The organism is Tangfeifania sp. (assembly GCF_055108615.1).
On the sequence record NZ_JBSQIC010000069.1, the window covers coordinates 1 to 19841 of the forward strand.

At 38.8% G+C, this 19841-nt stretch carries 20 protein-coding genes; 11 read left to right on the forward strand and 9 right to left on the reverse strand.

The window, feature by feature from the left end:
- The coding region (locus ACTCNA_RS13535) for a S41 family peptidase (RefSeq protein ID WP_462948456.1) at positions 1–1553 on the reverse strand (1553 nt) is incomplete at its 3' end.
- Between the two features lie 404 nt (positions 1554–1957).
- On the opposite strand from ACTCNA_RS13535, the gene ACTCNA_RS13540 reads away from it, so the two are divergent.
- The 5 genes from ACTCNA_RS13540 to ACTCNA_RS13560 all read left to right on the forward strand — a co-directional run bounded on the left by ACTCNA_RS13540 (position 1958) and on the right by ACTCNA_RS13560 (position 7207).
- Positions 1958–3328 carry a DUF5723 family protein gene (locus ACTCNA_RS13540; RefSeq protein WP_462948457.1) on the forward strand — a complete coding sequence of 457 codons (1371 nt, stop codon included), beginning with the start codon at positions 1958–1960 and terminating at the stop codon, positions 3326–3328.
- Positions 3329–3342: 14 nt separating this feature from the next.
- Positions 3343–3621, forward strand: a complete 279-nt coding sequence (locus ACTCNA_RS13545; RefSeq protein ID WP_462948458.1) for a DUF4834 family protein — start codon at positions 3343–3345, stop codon at positions 3619–3621.
- A 90-nt stretch (positions 3622–3711) separates the two neighbouring features.
- A complete protein-coding gene (locus ACTCNA_RS13550) occupies positions 3712–5247 on the forward strand; it encodes a glycine--tRNA ligase (RefSeq protein ID WP_462948459.1) in 1536 nt (511 codons plus the stop codon).
- A 24-nt stretch (positions 5248–5271) separates the two neighbouring features.
- Positions 5272–5490 carry a hypothetical protein gene (locus tag ACTCNA_RS13555; RefSeq protein WP_462948460.1) on the forward strand — a complete coding sequence of 73 codons (219 nt, stop codon included), beginning with the start codon at positions 5272–5274 and terminating at the stop codon, positions 5488–5490.
- 427 nt (positions 5491–5917) lie between these two features.
- A complete protein-coding gene (locus tag ACTCNA_RS13560; protein ID WP_462948461.1) occupies positions 5918–7207 on the forward strand; it encodes a glycosyltransferase family 4 protein in 1290 nt (429 codons plus the stop codon).
- Between the two features lie 38 nt (positions 7208–7245).
- Here ACTCNA_RS13560 and ACTCNA_RS13565 read toward each other — a convergent pair whose 3' ends face one another.
- From ACTCNA_RS13565 to wecB, 6 genes are all read right to left on the reverse strand, one after another.
- Positions 7246–7422, reverse strand: a complete 177-nt coding sequence (locus tag ACTCNA_RS13565) for a hypothetical protein (protein ID WP_462948462.1) — start codon at positions 7420–7422, stop codon at positions 7246–7248.
- Positions 7423–7512: 90 nt separating this feature from the next.
- Entirely contained in the window at positions 7513–7812 is a 300-nt protein-coding gene (locus ACTCNA_RS13570) for an LbetaH domain-containing protein (protein ID WP_462948463.1), read from the reverse strand.
- A 130-nt stretch (positions 7813–7942) separates the two neighbouring features.
- Positions 7943–8074: a hypothetical protein gene (locus ACTCNA_RS13575; RefSeq protein ID WP_462948465.1), complete on the reverse strand. Its 132-nt coding sequence runs from the start codon at positions 8072–8074 to the stop codon at positions 7943–7945.
- A gap of 83 nt (positions 8075–8157) precedes the next feature.
- Positions 8158–8544, reverse strand: coding sequence for a GxxExxY protein (locus ACTCNA_RS13580; RefSeq protein ID WP_462948466.1), 387 nt, complete (start codon positions 8542–8544; stop codon positions 8158–8160).
- A 77-nt stretch (positions 8545–8621) separates the two neighbouring features.
- Positions 8622–9749 (reverse strand): DegT/DnrJ/EryC1/StrS family aminotransferase, encoded by a 1128-nt coding sequence (locus ACTCNA_RS13585; RefSeq protein WP_462948467.1) that lies wholly within the window; start codon positions 9747–9749, stop codon positions 8622–8624.
- An 89-nt stretch (positions 9750–9838) separates the two neighbouring features.
- The gene (wecB, locus tag ACTCNA_RS13590; protein ID WP_462948468.1) at positions 9839–10915 is read right to left on the reverse strand and encodes a non-hydrolyzing UDP-N-acetylglucosamine 2-epimerase; all 1077 of its coding nucleotides are present in this window, start codon (positions 10913–10915) and stop codon (positions 9839–9841) included.
- A 348-nt stretch (positions 10916–11263) separates the two neighbouring features.
- Between wecB and ACTCNA_RS13595 the strand changes: the two genes are divergently transcribed.
- The 6 genes from ACTCNA_RS13595 to ACTCNA_RS13620 are packed head-to-tail and all read left to right on the forward strand — an operon-like array spanning position 11264 to position 17440.
- Positions 11264–12694, forward strand: a complete 1431-nt coding sequence (locus tag ACTCNA_RS13595; RefSeq protein WP_462948469.1) for a D-glucuronyl C5-epimerase family protein — start codon at positions 11264–11266, stop codon at positions 12692–12694.
- A gap of 23 nt (positions 12695–12717) precedes the next feature.
- Complete coding sequence (locus ACTCNA_RS13600; protein ID WP_462948470.1) at positions 12718–13863, forward strand: DegT/DnrJ/EryC1/StrS family aminotransferase; 1146 nt, start codon at positions 12718–12720, stop codon at positions 13861–13863.
- The gene (locus ACTCNA_RS13605) at positions 13856–14332 is read left to right on the forward strand and encodes a GNAT family N-acetyltransferase (protein ID WP_462948471.1); all 477 of its coding nucleotides are present in this window, start codon (positions 13856–13858) and stop codon (positions 14330–14332) included. Before ACTCNA_RS13600 ends, ACTCNA_RS13605 begins: the two co-directional genes overlap by 8 nt.
- A complete protein-coding gene (locus ACTCNA_RS13610; RefSeq protein ID WP_462948472.1) occupies positions 14329–15252 on the forward strand; it encodes a 1-aminocyclopropane-1-carboxylate deaminase/D-cysteine desulfhydrase in 924 nt (307 codons plus the stop codon). Before ACTCNA_RS13605 ends, ACTCNA_RS13610 begins: the two co-directional genes overlap by 4 nt.
- A 1-nt stretch (position 15253) precedes the next feature.
- Positions 15254–16264: an ATP-grasp domain-containing protein gene (locus ACTCNA_RS13615; protein ID WP_462948473.1), complete on the forward strand. Its 1011-nt coding sequence runs from the start codon at positions 15254–15256 to the stop codon at positions 16262–16264.
- Positions 16265–16318: 54 nt separating this feature from the next.
- Positions 16319–17440 (forward strand): hypothetical protein, encoded by a 1122-nt coding sequence (locus tag ACTCNA_RS13620; RefSeq protein ID WP_462948474.1) that lies wholly within the window; start codon positions 16319–16321, stop codon positions 17438–17440.
- A 36-nt stretch (positions 17441–17476) separates the two neighbouring features.
- On the opposite strand, the gene ACTCNA_RS13625 is transcribed toward ACTCNA_RS13620, so the two are convergent.
- Together ACTCNA_RS13625 and ACTCNA_RS13630 are read right to left on the reverse strand one after the other, a co-directional pair.
- Positions 17477–18454, reverse strand: coding sequence for a sulfotransferase family protein (locus tag ACTCNA_RS13625; RefSeq protein WP_462948475.1), 978 nt, complete (start codon positions 18452–18454; stop codon positions 17477–17479).
- Between the two features lie 8 nt (positions 18455–18462).
- On the reverse strand, positions 18463–19841 hold a 1379-nt coding region (locus ACTCNA_RS13630), incomplete at its 5' end, for a lipopolysaccharide biosynthesis protein (protein WP_462948476.1).

The following is a 19841-nucleotide window of genomic DNA, read 5'->3' on the forward strand; positions in this document are numbered from 1 at the left end:
CCTCTTTGGTAGTAATACCTCGATACAATTTCATTTTCGAGCAGGCTCTCAATCTCTTCGTTAAATTCGTTTAAATCCTTATCAAGGTTCGGTTCAAGAGTTGCCTTCATCGATTCAAATTCATCTTCGGCAAGTGTATAATATTTCTCTTTTTTAGCAGCGTCAATCAGCTCTTCCAGTTCATGTAGCGACTCCGATTCGTATTCGAAATCCTGTTCTTTAACAAAATCAGCAAACTGGTTGTAAATATCATCCGAAATATAAAAATCCTCCGGCCCGGCAATCGATTCATTTTCATTTGAATACAATGTGGCAAAATCGAAAACCACGAAATTGGTCAGCAAAGCCACACTAAGGTTGCTCAGTTGAACGGGTTCAACAACAACGTCCGGCACAATTCCGCCACCGTCGTAAACTTTACGGCCATTTTTAGTTGTAAACTCCGAAATAAGCGAATCGGGAACATGCCCAACGCTTCCGTCTTCGTTGCGGTGCGAGTAATCGAGTGCCTGGATGCAGCGTCCGCTGGGGATGTAATATTTGGCAGTGGTAACTTTCAGTTTAGTGTTGTAATCCAGGTCGCGGGTGGTTTGTACCAGCCCTTTCCCAAAGGTTCGCGTGCCAATTATAATTCCGCGGTCGAGATCCTGTATTGCACCTGCTACAATTTCGGAAGCTGATGCTGAATTACGGTTAGTTAGCACGGCAATGCGAATGGTTGTGTCGAGCGGTGCTGAAGTGGCAGTATAGGTTTTGTCCCATTGTTTTACTTTCCCTTTGGTACTCACAATTTCTTCGCCTTCCGGAACAAACATATTTACAATCTTCACAGCTTCCTGAAGCAGCCCGCCGCCGTTTCCACGCAAATCAAGAACAAATGCTTCCGGGTCATTCTTTTTCAGTTCAAGAAATGCTGTTTTCACTTCTTCGCTGCAATTGGCTGTAAAACTCGACAGGCGTATGTAAGCAGTATTACCATCCAGCATTCCGTAATAAGGGACGGCATCAATATTAACTTTTTCGCGCACAACTTCCACTACAAAAGGCTTTTTCTGTCCGGGGCGCTGCAACTTAATTTTCACCGGTTTATTGGCAGGTCCTCGCAGCAGGTTGCTCACATCTTCCGTGGTCATGTCTTCGGTTGATTTTCCTTCAACCTCCAGGATTACATCGCCGGCCTTCAGTCCAAATTTCTGTGCCGGAAACCCTTCGTACGGTTCTGAAATTACAATTTCACCTTTCTGCAGGCCTATTAACGCGCCAATTCCGGCATATTCCCCGGTGGTCTGAAAACGGAAATCTTCCATCTGATCTTCCGAAATAAAATTGGTGTACGGATCGAGCGAACTAAGCATTTCGTCGATACTTGTTTTTACCAGTTTGCTGGGGTCCACATCGTCAACATAAAACATATTCAATTCCCTGAACAGGTTGTAATATATCTCGAGGTTTTTGGCAATTTCAAAGTTTTTCTGATCGCGGTTGAAGCTGTAAAAACCCATCCCTGCAACCACAATAATCAGTGCTCCTATCCAAATTTTTTTCCAATTCATATCTTTTCTCCTTTATTAACCTGAATGAATTTCAATCAGATAATTTTTATTTTGAACCGACAAAATTAATAATATTACCCGATATGCGTAATTGTGAACCGCTTTGCCTTACGTTAAAATATATTAAACCACAACAAATGTATTTGGTTTGAATTTAAAACCATCATTCTCCCTGACTGAAAATTTCATCTGAAAGTTCATTCCCTGACTTTTACCGATTAAATCAACTGGTTGAGGAGTATTTTTAACTGGGGTTTCACACAAAGCAGAAAAGTTTATGTTAGAAAAAATAGTATTCAAAGATTACTTCTGCAATAAAAAGGCGGTTTTAACCGTCTTTTCATTTTGGTGCCGTTTTATCGCAGATATAAACTAATTTTGCACCCACAGAATAATTCTACCTGATGAAGAGTCCGGGATTGAAAAGAGCAGGGATATTAGTAATTGTACTTTTTTTGTCTTTTTGCCAGAAATTAAAAGGACAGGAAACAGTCCCCCATTTTTTATTGCCCGGAATTTCACAAACGTCACTTTTTAACCCGGCCCATATCAACGAAACCGACAAGCTCGTTCTGGGCGTACCGCTTTTTTCAGGAATTTACGGTAACTGGAACGCCAATGTGCCTGTCAACTCGTTCTTTTCCGACGGGTTCAGCTACAGTTTCAGCAAACTTTACGATGAACTTGCCCCACAGGGGAAAGTTGATGCTTCTGCCAGGGCCTCGGTTTTTTATGCCAGCCTCAATCACAACAATTTCACCTTCAGCTTATCAGTTTCTGAACGATTTTTATCTGCTGGCACTTTGGACCGCGATATTGTTAAGCTCATACGCGATGGCACAATGGCCTATTACGGCACTGACAAATATTTCGGCCAGGGAGATTTTCAATTTCAGCATTTTCGCGAACTCGCATTCGGTATATCAAAAAGAGTTTGGAGCGGTTTGGACATTGGCATTCGCCCCAAATTACTTTTCGGACGTATTTATTTTGATGCCCGCGGAGTGCAATTATCAGTTGAAACTGATGAAGCAAGAAAGCAGCTTCTAATAAAACCCGAGGGGACTTTCAAATTGGCAGGTCCTTTCACGCATAACCGAAATGATTTGTATAACTTTTCCAGTTTCACGGCCAACATATTCCCGGGCGATTATTTTTTCCAGCCACGCAATATGGGTTTTGCTCTCGATTTTGGCGCTGTATTCCGACCCAATAAATCTTTCGAATTTTCATTCAGCCTGCTCGATGCCGGATTAACAACCTTTAAACACAACGCTTTCGAGGTTGAATTTTCAAGGGCAGCACGCTATTCGGAATTCCAGCTTTACCAGTCGCACTCGCCGGGCGAAAATAAATACATTGAACCCCGCGAAGCACTGATAGCATTTGGCGATTCAGCTTCTTACATTATCGATGTTGAGGATGCCGCATCCAGAAGTTTAGTCCTTCTGCCCGTTAAACTAAACGTTTCAGGCAAATTTAATTTTTCAGAAACGCTGAGCGCCGGCATCAACAACCAGTTCAGCTATTTTCGTGAGCGGCCGCGAAACCTGTTTTCCGCATTCGTACAATCAAAGTTAAGCGACAAAACAACCCTTTCCGGGGGGTTCTCGTTGTATAACTTTTCGGCTGTTTGGCCCGGCCTTGGAATAAGCCACACCTCCGGGAAATTTCAAATCTTCTTTTCAACCAATAATATTTCAGGAATTATTCAACCAGCTGCCGCAAAACATTTAAATTTGTGCCTCGGTATTAATTTGTTATTTGATACTTAGAAACAAAAACAGTTATGGAGCTTTTCATTCATTTATATATTGTAGGATTTATCAGGACACTGGTAATAATTGCCGCTGTATATTTTGCGGTCCGTTTATTCACAAGGTATGTGCTACCTTTAATTCTGAACAAAAAAATTAAGGACATGCAGCATAAAATGCGCGAACAACAAAAGCAGCAGCAACACCCCAACCGTGGCGAAGGGGATGTAACCATAGAATACGACAAAAAAAGGGACCGAAACCACAACCAAAAAGACGGTGAATATGTTGACTTTGAAGAAGTGGATTAATTTACTTCAGCGCTTTCATCACCTCCATTTTTTCGCAACATCCGATTAAATTCTATTTTTGTCGCTTAATTCATTCTGAAAAATAAATAAATGGCACAGGAAGATATTTTCAAAAAGCTGGTAGCGCACTGCAAAGAATACGGCTACGTATTTCAGTCGAGCGAAATTTACGACGGGCTGAGCGCTGTTTACGATTACGGACAATATGGCGTAGAGTTGAAAAACAACATCAAAAAATACTGGTGGGACAGCATGGTTTTGTTGCACGAAAACGTGGTGGGCCTCGATTCAGCTATCTTTATGCACCCCACTACCTGGAAAGCATCGGGACATGTGGATGCATTTAACGATCCGCTCATCGACAACAAAGATTCGAAAAAACGCTACCGCGCCGATGTGCTGATTGAAGATCAACTGGCCAAATACGAAGCAAAAATCGATAAAGAAATTACCAAAGCGCAAAAACGATTTGGCGATGCTTTTGATGAACAGCAATTCAGGGAAACCAACCCGCGGGTTTTGGCCAACCAGAAAAAATACGACGATTTGCACGAACGTTTTGCAAAAGCGCTGAACGACAACGACCTGAAAGAACTCAAACAGATTATTGAAGACGAGGGAATTGTTTGCCCGGTTTCCGGTTCGCGCAACTGGACCGATGTGCGCCAGTTCAACCTCATGTTTTCCACCGAAATAGGTTCCACATCCGACGGATCTTCCAAAATATACCTCCGCCCCGAAACGGCCCAGGGAATTTTTGTAAACTACATGAACGTGCAAAAAAGCGGGCGCATGAAAATCCCGTTTGGCATTGCCCAGATTGGAAAAGCTTTTCGCAACGAAATTGTGGCCCGGCAGTTTATTTTCCGTATGCGCGAATTTGAGCAGATGGAAATGCAGTTTTTTGTGCGCCCCGGAACCGAGCTCGACTGGTTTGAAAAATGGAAGGAAACCCGCATGAAATGGCACCAGGCACTTGGTTTTGGTGAGGAAAATTACCGCTTCCACGAACACGAAAAACTGGCGCACTACGCCAACGCAGCAGTTGATGTGGAATACAAATTCCCGTTTGGTTTTAAAGAGGTGGAGGGAATTCACTCTCGAACTGATTTCGATTTGGCGCAACACGAAAAATATTCTGGCAAGAAAATCCGCTATTTCGACCCGGAACTGAACGAGTCGTATGTTCCGTACGTGGTGGAAACTTCCATTGGTGTTGACCGCATGTTTTTGCAGGTGATTTCGGCGGCTTACTGCGAAGAAGAACTGAAAAAAGATTCGCGCGTGGTGCTGAAACTCCCGCCGGTACTGGCCCCTGTAAAACTGGCCGTGATGCCACTAATAAAAAAAGACGGACTGCCCGAAAAAGCACGGGAGATAATCGACAAACTGAAGTTTGATTTCAACTGCCGGTACGACGAAAAAGACTCCATCGGGAAACGCTACCGTCGGCAAGATGCCATTGGAACACCTTTCTGCGTAACAGTGGATCATCAAACAACCGAAGATGGAACGGTTACCATTCGCTACCGCGACAGCATGGAACAGGAACGGGTGGCCATCGCTGAATTGGGAAAAATCATTGGCGAAAAGGTAAGCATGCGGAAATTGTTTGAAAAGTTATAACTTTATATCAGAAAAAAATCAGGTATGCCTACATTAACAGGAACATATTACAAGGGAAGGCTCAAGCTGGACAAACCGGTTAAATTTACAAAACCGGTTAAGGTTACTGTTTCTTTTGAAGAAGAAAACAATGATGTTTTAACCCTTTCCGATTTCTCTTTCCTGGAAACTCAGGAATTGCTGAAAGATTGCAAAACTTCCTTTTCCGAAGAAGTAATTGAAGATAGACGTGAAGCGGTATGAATTTGTATTTTGATACATCAGCTTTATTCAAATTGTATCACAAGGAAGAAGGCACAGATGAATTGATGAAAAACTTGCAAAAATAACCATTGAGAAGTTTGAAAAAGATTCAGTAAAATACAAGTTTGTTTCGCAAAGTAATAATTTGAAAATATTAGCAAAAACTCTAATCGGAAAATACTGGAAGAACGGACTGAGGACTTTGGATTCAATCCAGTTGGCATCAGCTTTAAACATAAAAGAGGATATAGATATTTTTCTCACATCCGATAAACTATTGGCTGATATTGCAATCCATGAGGGTATGAATGTCAAATCATAATATTTCCCGCGCGGGTGATTTGGGGCAGAGTTTTATTTTTTTTCTCTGCCTCCTCCTTCGCGGTTTTTCGTTGCACCGGGGGATTTTTAACAAGTCAGCGTAATTATGAAGAAAGTTTTAATCATAACCTACTACTGGCCGCCAAGTGGTGGTGGCGGAGTCATGCGCTGGCTGAAAATGTCGAAATACCTGCCTGAACTGGGCTGGAAACCGATAATTTACACCCCTGAAAACCCCGATGCTTCGGTGGTTGACGAAAGTTTGTCCGAAGAGATTCATCCCCAAACAGAAGTTTTAAAAACACCGATATGGGAACCCTATGAGGTTTTCAGAAAACTAACCGGGAAAAAGAGGGGTGAAAAATTCAAAGCCGGATACATCTCGGAAGCTTCATCGGGTGACTGGAAAAGCAAACTGTCGGTTTTTATCCGGGGCAACTTTCTGATTCCCGATCCACGTAAATTCTGGATAAACCCCTCGGTAAAATTTCTTACTAATTACCTGAACGAAAATCCGGTTGACCTGATTGTTTCCACCGGACCGCCGCATAGCATGCACCTGATTGCACTTAGGTTGAAAAAAAAATTTGACATACAGTGGATTGCTGATTTCCGCGACCCCTGGACCGATATTGATTTTTATAACAAATTGCGCTTAACCAAATGGGGCGATAAAAAACACCGGAAGCTTGAGTTAAAAGTTCTTCAAAAAGCCGACCATGTGGTGACGGTAAGTCCGAATTGCGCGAAAGATTTAAGTAAAATCCCCGGGAAAAAGGTGGAAGTTATTCATAACGGCTTCGACCCTGGTGATTTTGAAGGAATTTCAAATTCGCCTGAAAACTTTTTCTCTATTGCAAATTTTGGTGCATTTAACCGCGACCGGAATCCCAAAGCACTTTGGAAGGTACTCGGCAAACTTGCTGAAGAAAACAAAACATTTAAAGAAAAACTTCGCATCCGGCTGATTGGTCAGACCGACAATTCTGTTATTCAGGACATTGAAAAAAATGGGTTAAAGGAAAACCTGGAGCAAACAGAACACCTCCCGCACAAAAAAGGATTGAAGGAACTGGCCAAATCGCAAGTTTTGTTGCTGCCCATTAACGATGCGCCCAACGCCCGCGGAATTTTGCCCGGTAAAATGTACGAATACATGGCACTGAAACGGCCTATTCTGGCAATCGGTCCCACCGACTCCGACTTCGTCGATATTCTGAACGAAACAAAGACTGGGATAGCATTTGATTTTAATGGCTCCGCAGGTATAAAAAAAGCGCTTGAAAATTACTTCAACCTTTTCATTGAAGGAAAACTTCAGGTGAAATCATCAGCTTTTGAAAAATTTTCCCGGAGAAACCTGGCAAAAAAGTTTATCGAACTTGCCGGGAAGTAACCTTCAGGCATTTTTCAGAAACGGGTGGTAATCGCCTTTTAATCCATGTTTTCAATCTCCAGGAAAAACCCGGCATCGGGAAAATAGCTGTCCATCCTACCCATAACATCAAACCGGTCGGTAGCGCAAACCAGTTCATTCCCGGTTTCTTTTATCGCTTTCATGTGGCGATCGGCAATGTAACCTGCCGACCCTATCAATGCAAATCGTTTCATATTTAAGTATTTTCACCGCTAAGGCGCAAGGGCGTAAAGATTTAAAATTTTCCCTTGCGTCTCAGCGTCTTTGCGGTTAATTCTTCCTCGTTATAAAAGTTTCAAAAATCCATCGGCTAAGATATACTTTTCTCCGGTTTCGGGGCAAACCAGGTCATCGCCGAGAATTGCCCCCGAGCGGCTCACCCACCCTTTTTGCCGGGCCGGAACGCCCACCACCAGCGCATGAGGTTTTACATCTTTGGTAATTACGGCACCGGTGCCAATAAAACAATATTCACCCAAAAAAATGCCACAAACAATGGTAGCATTGGTGCCAATGGTAGCGCCTTTTTTCACCATGGTGGTTTTAAATTCTTCTTTCCGGTTAACTGCGCTGCGCGGATTCATCACGTTAGTAAAAACCATGGGATGGTCCCAGAAAAACATCGTCTTCGCAAACCACGCCTTCGTAAACAGAAACGTAGTTCTGCACTTTTACGTTGTTGCCCAAAACGGCTTTGTTTCCAACAAAAACATTTTACCCCAACACGCAGTTTTCGCCAATTTGTGCCGTTCCCATCACATGGCAGAAATGCCAGATTTTGGCGCCGCTGCCAATTTTGGTGCCGTTATCAACAACGGCTGTTTCGTGGATAAAAATTTTGTTCATTTTGTTATTTTTCACCGCAAAGGCGCAATGACGCTAAGGAATATTTCTTTGCGCCTCTGCGTCCTTGCGGTTATATTTTCATATTAGAAGTTATTTACAAACCTATTAAATCCTTCCTTTAGCAAAGGAACATTAAAGTTTATCAGGAATCCTAATTTTTTATTGGTCAGCTTTAAATAGGAAATAATTTGTGCATCATGAACAGGCAGTAATATATCAACTGCTTTCAGTTCAATTACAATTTCTTTTTCAACAAGAATATCAATTCTGAAGTCCTTGTTTAATTGTTCTCCTTTATAGAATAGGGGAACAAGAACCTGGTTTTCAGCATTAATCCCTCGTAATTGGAGTTCTTTTAATAAACAAAGTTCATAAACCGATTCGAGTAAGCCAGGTCCCATTTCTTTGTGAACTGTAATGGCAGAAGCAAGAATTTCTTTTGAAAGCTGATTGAGCTCATTTTTATTCATAATAAATATTTTTCACCGCAAGGGCGCAATGACGCAAAAATTTTAATTAATTCCTTCGCGCCTCTGCGCCTTTGCGGTTAAATTTCTCCATTGAAAAACTCTTTTATTGAATTTGTTATATATTCCAGCTGTTCTTCCTTCAACTCGGTGTGCATAGGCAGCGAAAGCACTGTTTCGGTTAGCTTTTCGCTTGCCGGGAAATCACCTTTTTTATATCCCAGAAACCGGTAAGCGTTCTGCAAGTGAATAACCCCCGGATAATAAACCATCGCCGGGATGCCCTTCCCTTTCAGGAATTGCTGCAACTCGTTTCGCCGGTTGATTTGAATGGTATATTGATGGAAAGTGTGTGTACTGTAATTCACTCTCTGCGGCAGTTGAATTTCTTCAATATTTACCAGATGCTCGTCGTACCAAGCCGCTGCCTTTTGCCGGGCTTTGATGTGCTTGTCGAAGTATTTTAATTTCACACTCAGGACCGCTGCCTGAATACTGTCGAGCCTTGAGTTTACCCCAACACGTTCGTACTGGTATTTCGCTTTCATGCCGTGATTGGCGATGGAGCGAATGATGGCAGCCAGCTTTTCATCGCCGGTAAAAATTGCGCCGCCATCACCAAATGCCCCCAGGTTTTTCGACGGAAAAAACGAATTGCACCCGATATGCCCGATGGTGCCAGCTTTTTTTGTAGCGCCGTCGCTGAAAAGATAATCGGTTCCCAGTGCCTGGCAGGCATCTTCAACCAGAAAAAAGTTGTGTTTTTGGGCCAGTTTGAGCATTGGTTCCAGGTGGGCACACTGCCCGAAAAGATGCACCGGAAGAATGGCTTTCGTTTTTTTTGTGATAACTTTTTCTGCCTCTGCCACATTTAAGTTGAACGTTCCGGGATGCACATCGACAAAAACAGGTTTTAGTCCCAGCAGCGCCAACACTTCCACGGTGGCAATAAAAGTAAATGGCGTGGTAATCACCTCGTCGCCCGGTTGCAGGCCCAGCGCCATAAAAGCAATTTGCAAGGCATCGGTACCGTTTCCGCAGGCAATTACGTTGGTTTGAAGATAACTGGAAAGTTCCTTTTCAAATTCCAGCACTTTCCCGCTTTTTATAAATTGGGTAGATTTTATCACCCCCTGCATGGCAGCATCAATTTCGGCTTTCAGGGTGAGGTACTGCCCGTAGGTGTCGCACATGTGTATTTTTTCCATAATTTCCTTTTTTACCGCAAAGACGCTATGACGCAAAGATTTTTTTGAATTCACAATTACATTTTCTTTGCGCCTCTGCGCCATAGCGGTTAAATCTCTTTTAAAAACAACGCAATTTTTTCTGCGGCATTTCCTTCGCCGTAAGGTTTTTCCAGGAATCCCGGATTAGTATTTTTTATCTCGTGTGCTTTTTTCAAAATACGCTGCTTATCGGCTCCCACCAAATGATTGTAGCCTAGATCAACCAGTTCAGTCCATTCGGTTTCATCGCGAATAACCAGGCACTGTTTTTTGAAAAAGAACGCCTCTTTTTGCAGTCCGCCACTGTCGGTAATCACAAAGGCGCAGTTTTTCAATAGTTCAATCATATCGAAATACCCCACCGGTTCCAACGGTACAAAGTTCAGTGTGATGTTTTCCCGTTCCAAAATCTTTTTGGTACGCGGATGCAACGGCAGCACAATCCGGAATTCATTATTTAGTTCGTTTAATGCTTCTACAATCGATCGGAGACGACCTGAATCATCTGTATTTTCCTGGCGGTGCAGCGTTGTTAGCACAAGCGGGCGCGGTTCCTTTTCCAGCGTTTTTAACACGGTGGCATGTTTAGCCGAAATTTGGCTGTAAAATAACGCCACATCGAACATTACATCGCCGATGTTTTCAATTTTTACATTGAAGTTTTCAAATCCCTCGCGGCGCAGGTTTTTTACTGCCGTTTCGGTAGGACAAAACAACCAGTTGGAAATACGGTCGGTTAAAATGCGGTTGATTTCCTCGGGCATTTTCATGTTGAAACTGCGCAGGCCTGCTTCCACGTGGGCTACCGGAATATGCAGTTTGGCAGCGGCCAGCGCTCCGGCCAGCGTGGAGTTAGTGTCTCCGAAAACCACAACAGCCATGGGTTTTTCGTCCTGCAAAACTTTTTCAATTTCTTCCAGCATCCTGCCTGTCATAGCCCCGTGGCCAAGTGAATTGATTCCCAGGTTGTATTTCGGTTCGGGAATTTCCATTTGCCGGAAAAATATTTCGGCCATATTTTCGTCGAAATGCTGACCGGTATGCACCAGCACCTCTTCTAATTTGCGTTTTTTTAAAGCCCGGCTTAAAGCTGCTGCTTTAACAAATTGTGGACGCGCACCTACTATGGTGAGAATTTTTGGCATAAATTCAAAACTTTATTTCACAAACTGTCAAAAGTACTATTTTTGAATGTTAAATGGAACGGAAAAAGAAGATACTCTCCTTCATCTTGTAACTAAATGAATCTATAACTAAAAAAATCAATACATATGTTTCGATTATTACTATTTATTTTTCTCTTCTTTTTTACAAAATTGATTTACTCACAGGAACTCATGCGCTATACCTGTGAAGCTGACCGGGTCGATATTTCCAAATTCGAATCGACCCGATCATTTGACGATAAGGGCATAATTTTATCAAAAAGAGGATATCACCCTTTATCTGTTTCCAGATACGGAGTTATGGCTTATTATAAATACCTGGACACAATGGATAGTACCTATTACCATAAATGTGTTAATCAAATTAATTATTTTAAGGATAGTTCCAAAGTCAACGTTATGTTTAACGGTAAAGGAATAGGCCTGCCATATAATTTCAATTACGGAGGGTTAAAAGCCCCTTGGTATTCAGGAATGACACAAGGATATGCGATAAGCTATTTGCTTCGTTATTATGACTTAACAGATGATGAAACAATTCTTCCAATTATAAAAAAAATAGCATTTGTTTTAATTTCTCCACAAAAAGATGGTGGGACAATTTCCACCACAAAAGAAGGATGCACATGGATTGAAGAATATCCCAATTCAACAAGATCGAAACAAGTGTTAAACGGATTTATTAATGGGTTAATCGGATTATACGAATATTGCACCTTTTTTGATGACGATTTAAAGGCAAGGCAAATATTTAATGAAACATACGAATGCTTAAAAACAAGTTTGGAATACTACGATACACCTATCTGGAGTTATTACAACAAAAGTAATAGTCGGTTAACAGATGGATACATGAGGTACCAGATTTACGAAATGAAATTCTTGTACGAATTATTTCAGGAACCTTTATTCGATGCACAAATGCGAATTTGGTCGGTTATGTTATCTGACAAACTCAAGAATAAAAAGGCTCATAAAAAGGAATTTGTAAACCCCTATAATTCAAGGATGCTTGAAAAAATGAATGATTCCTTATTTTATTTACCGGTGAGTACACAGCAGCAGGTAGAAGTGGATTCACTGCAAATCTTCAATTTCAAATCAATGAGAGAATGCAGAAGATATTTAAAAGGCAAAAAGCAAAAAAGAGCTAAAAAAACCTCCGATTTGGCGTTTCTTTGTTTTGAATTGCCGCAAACAGACAGTACAGATTATCTAAAAATTAATTTTAATGACAGCAATTTAACCACCTATGAAATTACTGTTTATAAAAAACCTGAAAGGAACCCACGAAGGGCTGAGGAAATTGAATTAAAAAAATTTTGCAACAGGAACCAGCTTTTATTATCATTCCCTGAAATGGATATCTCGGATTTGCTTCTTAAGTTTGAAAATAAAGAAAATTTTAGCCTGTCGGCCACAACAGTTGATTTTTTTAGCACATCCAAAGGAGAACTGCCCTATTTTGGACATCACATTTCTCAACCATTCGACTTAAAAAAAGAAAATACTTATAAAATAGGGTTGCCGGTAATAAACATGGATCAGGCAGTTCTCTTTTATAAATTTGCACCAGCGAATAAAAAAATTTCTGATACAAAATGGAAAGCAATTAACACACTAAATTTGAATGATTACTTTACGCCGGCTAAAAACGGGAAGTACAGTTTCATGCTTGTCTTTAACCGCACGAACCCGCTAAATTTTGTTGGAGACTTTAAAATTTCGCCTGTTAAAAATGTTGCTAAAATCCGTTAAGAAATGGGATGTAAAAATTATCTTTGAAAAATTTGTTAGCATCAGGAATGGAAAATAATAATAAACCAATTTTTGTAACCCAGCCCGCGTTACCTCCTTTGGAAGAATTTTCAAGGTATCTGAAAAAAATATGGGACAGCAAAATACTCACAAATAACGGTCCGTTTCATCAGCAGTTTGAACAAGCACTCGCTGATTACCTCGGGGTAAAGCACATTTCACTTTTTGCCAACGGCACATTGGCGCTGATGACTGCCTTACAAGCTTTACGCATTACCGGGGAGGTAATTACAACTCCTTTTAGTTTTGTAGCCACTACTCACTCCCTTTGGTGGAACAATATTCAGCCTGTGTTTGTGGATATCGAACCCAAAACTTTTACGCTCGACCCAGAGAAAGTAGAAGCAGCCATTACCCCGCAAACAACTGCCATTATGCCGGTTCATGTGTACGGAAATCCTTGCAAGCTTGAACGACTTCAGGAAATAGCCGATATTTACGGCCTGAAACTAATTTATGATGCGGCTCACACATTTGGAGTGAAAGTAAAAGGTACTTCTCTCGTGAATTTTGGCGATCTTTCCATATTGAGCTTTCATGCAACCAAAGTTTTCAACACGATTGAAGGAGGCGCTATTATTTGCCCGGATGAAAAAACAAAGAAACGTATTGATTACCTGAAAAATTTTGGTTTTGCAGGCGAAACCACAGTAATAGAACCGGGTATTAATGCAAAAATGAACGAGATACAAGCAGCATACGGGTTGTTGCAATTAAAATATGTAGATCAATACATTGCCAGCCGGAAAGCTGTAGCCGAGGCTTACCGTGAACAACTGAAAGGAATACCGGGTATTCGCTTCCTCAACGATATTCCGGGTGTACATCACAATTACGCTTATTTCCCGATTTTAGTAGATGCTTCCGAATACGGCAAATCCAGGGATGAACTTTATGAAGAACTAAAACGTCATAATATTTACGGACGCCGTTATTTTTACCCGCTTATCAGTCAGTTTCCGATATACCGCGGGTTGCCTTCAGCTAAACAGAGTAACTTGCCGGTTGCAGAGAAAGTTGCCGCAGAGGTGATTTGTTTACCGATTTATCCGGAATTGTCACTAACCATTATAAATAGAATTACGAATTGCATTAAAAGTTATGATTGATTATCTAATTTCTGATAAATCTTTTAATGAGGATAAAATTGTTGAGATTCTAACTCACTTCGATGTCTATTTTATCCCAAAGATTAGTGACAGAAAAAATCTAATTGATTACGCAAAAAAATTATCGTCAAATGCATCTTTTATTTTTGCTAAAGACAAAAACACAATTGTAGGCTTTGTGGCTTTCTATTTTAATTCTGCACCACAAGCAACATATCTTACCTTAATAGCTGTAGATAATAATTCCCAAGACTTGGGAATCGGAAAATCTATGATTTACAAATTAATAGAATATTGTACCACACATAATTCTGCAGGGATTTTATTAGAAATGAGAGCAAATAACTTAAACCTTTTAAAGTTCTATAAGAATATGGGATTTGAAATAAAAGAAAAATTTGAAAGTTCATTAAATGGAGAAACTAAATATCATATGTATTTGCCAATAACAAAGTATAATGAAAAATGAATAAAACACCAGTGGTCTTTCTTCATAATATTAGTAGAATTCTTGGAATTAATATTCGAGTAAAGCACGATGACTATTATCCATTTCCTGGAGGAGGAAGCAAAGCACGAAAACTTAACTATATTCTTAATGAAGACATACAAAAAAAATACAATGCGATTGTTACTGCCGGAAGCAATCAATCCAACCACTTACGCTCAACAGCGCTTTTTGCTTCAAAATTGGGAATGAAATTGATTTGTATAATTCATGACAATAAACCAGAAAGATACGAGGGAAATCTAAAAGTTGTAAAATTAACTGGTGCAGAGTTAAGATTTGTCAATAAAGCAGAAGTTAAGGAAGCCATGGACAAGGCAATGGCTGATTTAAGCATTGAAGGCTATATACCATTCTATATTTGGGGTGGTGGCCATTGCTTAGAAGGCTCCCTGGCTTATTACGATGCAGTTAAAGAACTTAAAGGCCAGTTGAGGGAATTCAAACCTAATTATCTTTTTGTTGCAAGTGGCACTGGCACTACACAGGCCGGAATAGAAATTGGTGTCCGTAAATTTTTGCCTGATTGTCAGGTGATTGGCATTTCAGTAGCCCGAAAAAAAATACGAGGAAAGGAAGTAATACTGGATAGTATGGAAAAACTTAATACTTTTTTGGGTAATCCTATAAAAATGCCAGGTGATATTCAATTTGATGATTTCTGGACTGGTGGAGGATATGAAGCAACCTACCCCGAATTGTTGGATACCATTAAATGGGTAGCCAAAAACGAAGAGATTATCTTAGACCCCACATATACCGGTAAAGCATTCCATGCATTAAAAACGTATGCACAAAATGGAAAAATTAAACCTGGCTCCAATGTAATTTTTTGGCATACAGGTGGTCTTCTTAATTTAATGGCATCAAAAGATTTATAAAATGATGAACATTTTGCTTACTTCTGTTGGCCGAAGAACCTACATGGTTAATTATTTTAAAGAAGCATTAATTGATATAGGTGAAGTGCATGCTGCCAATAGTGTTGAAACCTATTCAATGAAAATAGCAGATAAATCAGTGATAACACCTTTGATATATGACGATAATTACATTGAGTTTCTGCTCAGTTATTGTATAGAGAATAATATTAAAGCTGTAATTTCCTTATTTGATATAGATTTACCCGTATTAGCTAAAAACAAAATAAAATTTGCAGAACAGGGAATTTCTGTCATTGTTAGCGATTATGAATTTATTCAAATATGTAACGATAAATGGCTGACCTATAATTCTTTTATTAAAAACGAATTTCATTCCCCTGCCTCATTTCTTACGACTGAAGATGCACTAGCTGCCATTGAAAACAATTCATTAAACTACCCATTAATTATTAAACCCCGCTGGGGCATGGGCTCAATTGGAATTTTTCAGGCAGAAAACGATGAAGAACTTCAGTTTTTTTTCAAAAAAACCCAAGGGGAAATTGCTGAAAGTTACTTGAAATATGAATCAGAAAATACTCCAACTGAAAATGTAATTATTCAGGAAAAATTACCGGGAAGTGAATTTGGATTGGATGTATTCAACGATTTGAATGGGAACTTTCTCGCCTGTATCCCCAAAAAAAAATTGGCTATGCGAGCGGGAGAAACAGATGCCGCCGAAATAATTAAAAATGAAGAACTGATTGAGTTGGGAAAAAAGCTTTCAAAAGAAACAAGGCACATAGGAAACCTAGATGTGGATTGTTTTTTCAAAAACAATCAAGTTTATATTCTGGAAATGAATTGCCGTTTTGGAGGACAATACCCTTTCTCGCATCTTGCAGGCGTTAATTTCCCTAAAGCAATTGTACAAATGCTATTAGGAGACAAAGTTGAAAAAAAACTTCTTAAGGCAAAAGCCGGAACCATAGGAATAAAAGATTTAGTACCTGTAAAATTAGTTTAAGGTTTTAGTACCATTTTATTTTTTACATTTTCAAAAAAATTTTAAGCAGATGTTATGACACAAGCCATAAAAACAGTTCACATCTATACTGGGCACACTTTTACCAGAAATTCAGATAGATTTGAGGGAGATCTTTTTGAAAACACTATAATAATTTTTTCAGAAAAAAGAACGGAAAGCAAACCGGGGGAAAGAATTATTCAACTTAACGGTACTAAAAAAGATATTGAAGAAGTTATCGGCATCTGCCAAAATGCCGAGTTGGTTGTCCTATATGACTTGGATTCGGTAAAAATAAAAATTGCATTAAGTCTGCCCGATCACATTAAAATTGCCTGGCGCTTTTTTGGGCATGAATTATATGATCGGCAAAGACTTTTATACTTAAGTAAGACAACGCGGAAAACATTGGGTGCTAAACTTATTTTTGAAAAAATTTGGGAAAAGAAAAATATTACACAGTTTACAAAAGCACTAAACCGTATCAACTTTTTTTTGGGAATCAGTGAAACGGAATACCGTTTTCTTTCTGAAAATTGGGGAAAATTACCCCATTTTATACAACTGTCAATTACCCTCACCAATAAAGATTCAATACCTCCTGATTTCAGATTAAAAAAAGGTGAAGCTTCTCCACTTATCATTGCAGGAAATAGCAAAAGCCTTTACAACAATCACATAGATATCATTAAGTTAATTGTTCAGGAACCTAATAGTCAATACTTCAATTTTACTATACTTTTTAATTATGGGTTGGAAAAATACTATACAAAAAAAATAAGAAAACTAACCAGAGGGAAAAATTATTTTCATTTGATTGAAGAATTTATGCCTTTAGATGAATTCAATAATTTATATGAAAGAGCAAGTGCAGTAGTGATCAACAGCTACCGGCAAATGGCAATGGGAAATATTTTTACGGCTTTCAAGAAAGGGGTTAAAGTTTATTTAAACGAAAAAAATTTAATGTTACATTGGCTAAAAATGGAAGGTTTTAAAGTATATCGTATAAAAGATCTTCAAAATGACATACATAATAATAATAATGTCTCGTTAACACAAGACCTGGCCATCCATAATTTTCAACAACTAAAAAAATTATCAGAAAAATATTCTGATGAGAAATTCCAAAAAATTTTATATACTGAATGTGCTTTAAACAAAAAAAATGAATAAATAGATTTTAGACAGTAAGTAGTTATATCAATCATTCTAAGTAGAAATTGCTTCACCTATTATTTTATAATATTTCTTATTTTTTGATATCGTTCTTTTAATACACTCCTTTTCTTCTGTTGTCAATTGATTCTTCCACTTTTTCAGAGGCTCACCTTTAGTTGTGGCGTTTATAATATTCACCTTCCTTTTTGCGATTTTTTCAATATGATTTTCATGCTTTTCATCCAATTTGAGGAATTGGAATATGCGCTTAATGGTAGTCTCCTGGTCATTGACCAGATTTTCGTAAGAAACAATTAAAACTTGTTTTTCAGCTAAAGCTTTTACAGTTTCCAATGCAAGAATATTTAATTTGAACCACATTTCAGGGATAAGCTCAAAATTTTCAGGATAATATTTCACCCCGGGAATAGTGTCTTTATTTGAAGTATTGCTCCAACAAGCATTTTGTTCATTTGGCTTATAGTAAAGTAATGACTTTGTTTTATGCATTTTTAAAAAATGGTGTTTCATACTTGCCGAATGCCCATATATATCGCGAATAATTATAATAAATTTCGATTGTGGGAATAATCTGTTAACATAGCCTAGCTTATTCATCAGATGGGGTGATTTATTTACCGGAATGATGTTCGCCCAGTCATAAAAAATTCTTCCTGTTTTGTAATTTAATTTTGAACTGGTACGCATCAGATGTCTTTTTAATGTTTTGCTTTCATGGATAAAATCCGAAAAATAATTTGTCATCTGATACGTATAATATCCACTGGCATCAGTAGCATTTTTATAATCGCAATGACCCTTTATACTTGCCCCACCTATTTTAGTCCAGGCATCATTTAGTTCTACTCCAATCTTGAGTAATTGAGGATGAGAGGATAATTTATCAACCAACAAAGTTGTACCACTTCTCATGCAACCAGTAACAAATAGTGGCATATTATATTCTTTTGAGGCAGGTTCACCGTAAGTTTTAAAAACTCTTCTCAAAAAAGGATTCAGCTTTAACATAAAATGTTTTAATTTTTATCAAACAATTTTTTAAATGAATTGAGAATATTTGCAATATCTTCTGAAACCGGGAAAAATAATATAAAAATCAATGTTAATAACACTATCAACCCGCCCCGCACAAATAAATCGATTATTAATGGAAATTCCGGGATCAATTGCAATACAAAATATACTAAAACATAAAATCCAATAATTGCCGGAAACTTCCAGTTAAATGGCTGCATTTTATATTTCCAGAAAAGAAAAATATAACGCATCAAATTATTCAACATTAACGATGAGGCGATTGCGATAGCTGCTCCTGAAATGCCCCAAAGGGGTATCAGTAAATACATTAAAGTAATTACCAAAGCAATAAGTAATGAAACAAAAACCAAATTAACACGGTAGTATTTAGAGAAAGCTATAATTTGGCCATTTGCCCCGGTAATCATATCAAACAAATACCCCAGCCCAATAAAAAATATTACCCATTTGGCTCCCGAATAATCATCACCAAGTATGACCAGGATATTGTCAATATTGGCCCAGATTCCTAAAAACAAAAAACCACCAATAATTAACTGGTTCAAACAGCTTTTATAATAAATTTCCTCAATCGTTTTTATGTCATCCTTCCTCCATGCATCGGCGATGAGTGTTCCTGAAATTTTCAACAATGTTCTTGAGGGCATTACAACCAGTGAACCAAAATAAAATGCAATTGTATAAACTCCGGTGTTTGACAAATCGAGCATCTGGTTGATTATGATTTTATCAATGTTGAATACAATCATTGACCCCAAACCGGTTATTAACGAAAACAAAGCAACATTAACAATTTCCTTTTGCATATTTTTCCCAACGCGCCGGTTGGGTGGCTTCACCTTTATTTCCTTTTTCCTGAGCAGGAAAAAAATTATTATTAGTGCTTTGAGTGAAATTGCCACTGCATAACTAATAATTAATTGTTCGAGGCTGATGAGCTTAAAAACAAACAACAGAGTAACTCCAAATATCAAAACCCGTTGAAGAAATTCCTGCAAAAAGGTGCCAAAAACTGCATCATAAAGCATTTTATTAAATGCATCGAGAAAGGTGAAAACCATTGTGGCAATGGTTAGTGGAACCAGCAAGTAAAGGTATTCAACAAATAAAGGGGAATCTTCTATATTTGTTTCAACCAGATAAGGTTTTAAAAGCACAAAAGCACAAAGAAATAGAATCAGGCCAACAATATGGAAAAGCAGGGCAATACGCAAAAACCCATTGTGTCCGCTTTTTGAATCTCTGAAATATGAAAATAAACGGTTAGTAACACCTGGTAATCCTAATAACGACAATCGTCCCATTAACGTCGACCAGGAAACCAGCAAACCAAACAAACCAATCGTATCTGTACTTA

Excerpts from the sequence above, each read along its gene's own strand:
- ACTCNA_RS13540 (WP_462948457.1), top strand. The coding sequence starts at position 1,958 with ATGAAGAGTCCGGGATTGAAAAGAGCAGGGATATTAGTAATTGTACTT.
- ACTCNA_RS13545 (WP_462948458.1), top strand. The coding sequence starts at position 3,343 with ATGGAGCTTTTCATTCATTTATATATTGTAGGATTTATCAGGACACTG.
- ACTCNA_RS13550 (WP_462948459.1), top strand. The coding sequence starts at position 3,712 with ATGGCACAGGAAGATATTTTCAAAAAGCTGGTAGCGCACTGCAAAGAA.
- ACTCNA_RS13555 (WP_462948460.1), top strand. The coding sequence starts at position 5,272 with ATGCCTACATTAACAGGAACATATTACAAGGGAAGGCTCAAGCTGGAC.
- ACTCNA_RS13560 (WP_462948461.1), top strand. The coding sequence starts at position 5,918 with ATGAAGAAAGTTTTAATCATAACCTACTACTGGCCGCCAAGTGGTGGT.
- ACTCNA_RS13565 (WP_462948462.1), bottom strand. The coding sequence starts at position 7,422 with ATGAAACGATTTGCATTGATAGGGTCGGCAGGTTACATTGCCGATCGC.
- ACTCNA_RS13570 (WP_462948463.1), bottom strand. The coding sequence starts at position 7,812 with ATGAATCCGCGCAGCGCAGTTAACCGGAAAGAAGAATTTAAAACCACC.
- ACTCNA_RS13575 (WP_462948465.1), bottom strand. The coding sequence starts at position 8,074 with ATGAACAAAATTTTTATCCACGAAACAGCCGTTGTTGATAACGGCACC.
- ACTCNA_RS13580 (WP_462948466.1), bottom strand. The coding sequence starts at position 8,544 with ATGAATAAAAATGAGCTCAATCAGCTTTCAAAAGAAATTCTTGCTTCT.
- ACTCNA_RS13585 (WP_462948467.1), bottom strand. The coding sequence starts at position 9,749 with ATGGAAAAAATACACATGTGCGACACCTACGGGCAGTACCTCACCCTG.
- wecB (WP_462948468.1), bottom strand. The coding sequence starts at position 10,915 with ATGCCAAAAATTCTCACCATAGTAGGTGCGCGTCCACAATTTGTTAAA.
- ACTCNA_RS13595 (WP_462948469.1), top strand. The coding sequence starts at position 11,264 with ATGGATAGTACCTATTACCATAAATGTGTTAATCAAATTAATTATTTT.
- ACTCNA_RS13605 (WP_462948471.1), top strand. The coding sequence starts at position 13,856 with ATGATTGATTATCTAATTTCTGATAAATCTTTTAATGAGGATAAAATT.
- ACTCNA_RS13610 (WP_462948472.1), top strand. The coding sequence starts at position 14,329 with ATGAATAAAACACCAGTGGTCTTTCTTCATAATATTAGTAGAATTCTT.
- ACTCNA_RS13615 (WP_462948473.1), top strand. The coding sequence starts at position 15,254 with ATGATGAACATTTTGCTTACTTCTGTTGGCCGAAGAACCTACATGGTT.
- ACTCNA_RS13620 (WP_462948474.1), top strand. The coding sequence starts at position 16,319 with ATGACACAAGCCATAAAAACAGTTCACATCTATACTGGGCACACTTTT.
- ACTCNA_RS13625 (WP_462948475.1), bottom strand. The coding sequence starts at position 18,454 with ATGTTAAAGCTGAATCCTTTTTTGAGAAGAGTTTTTAAAACTTACGGT.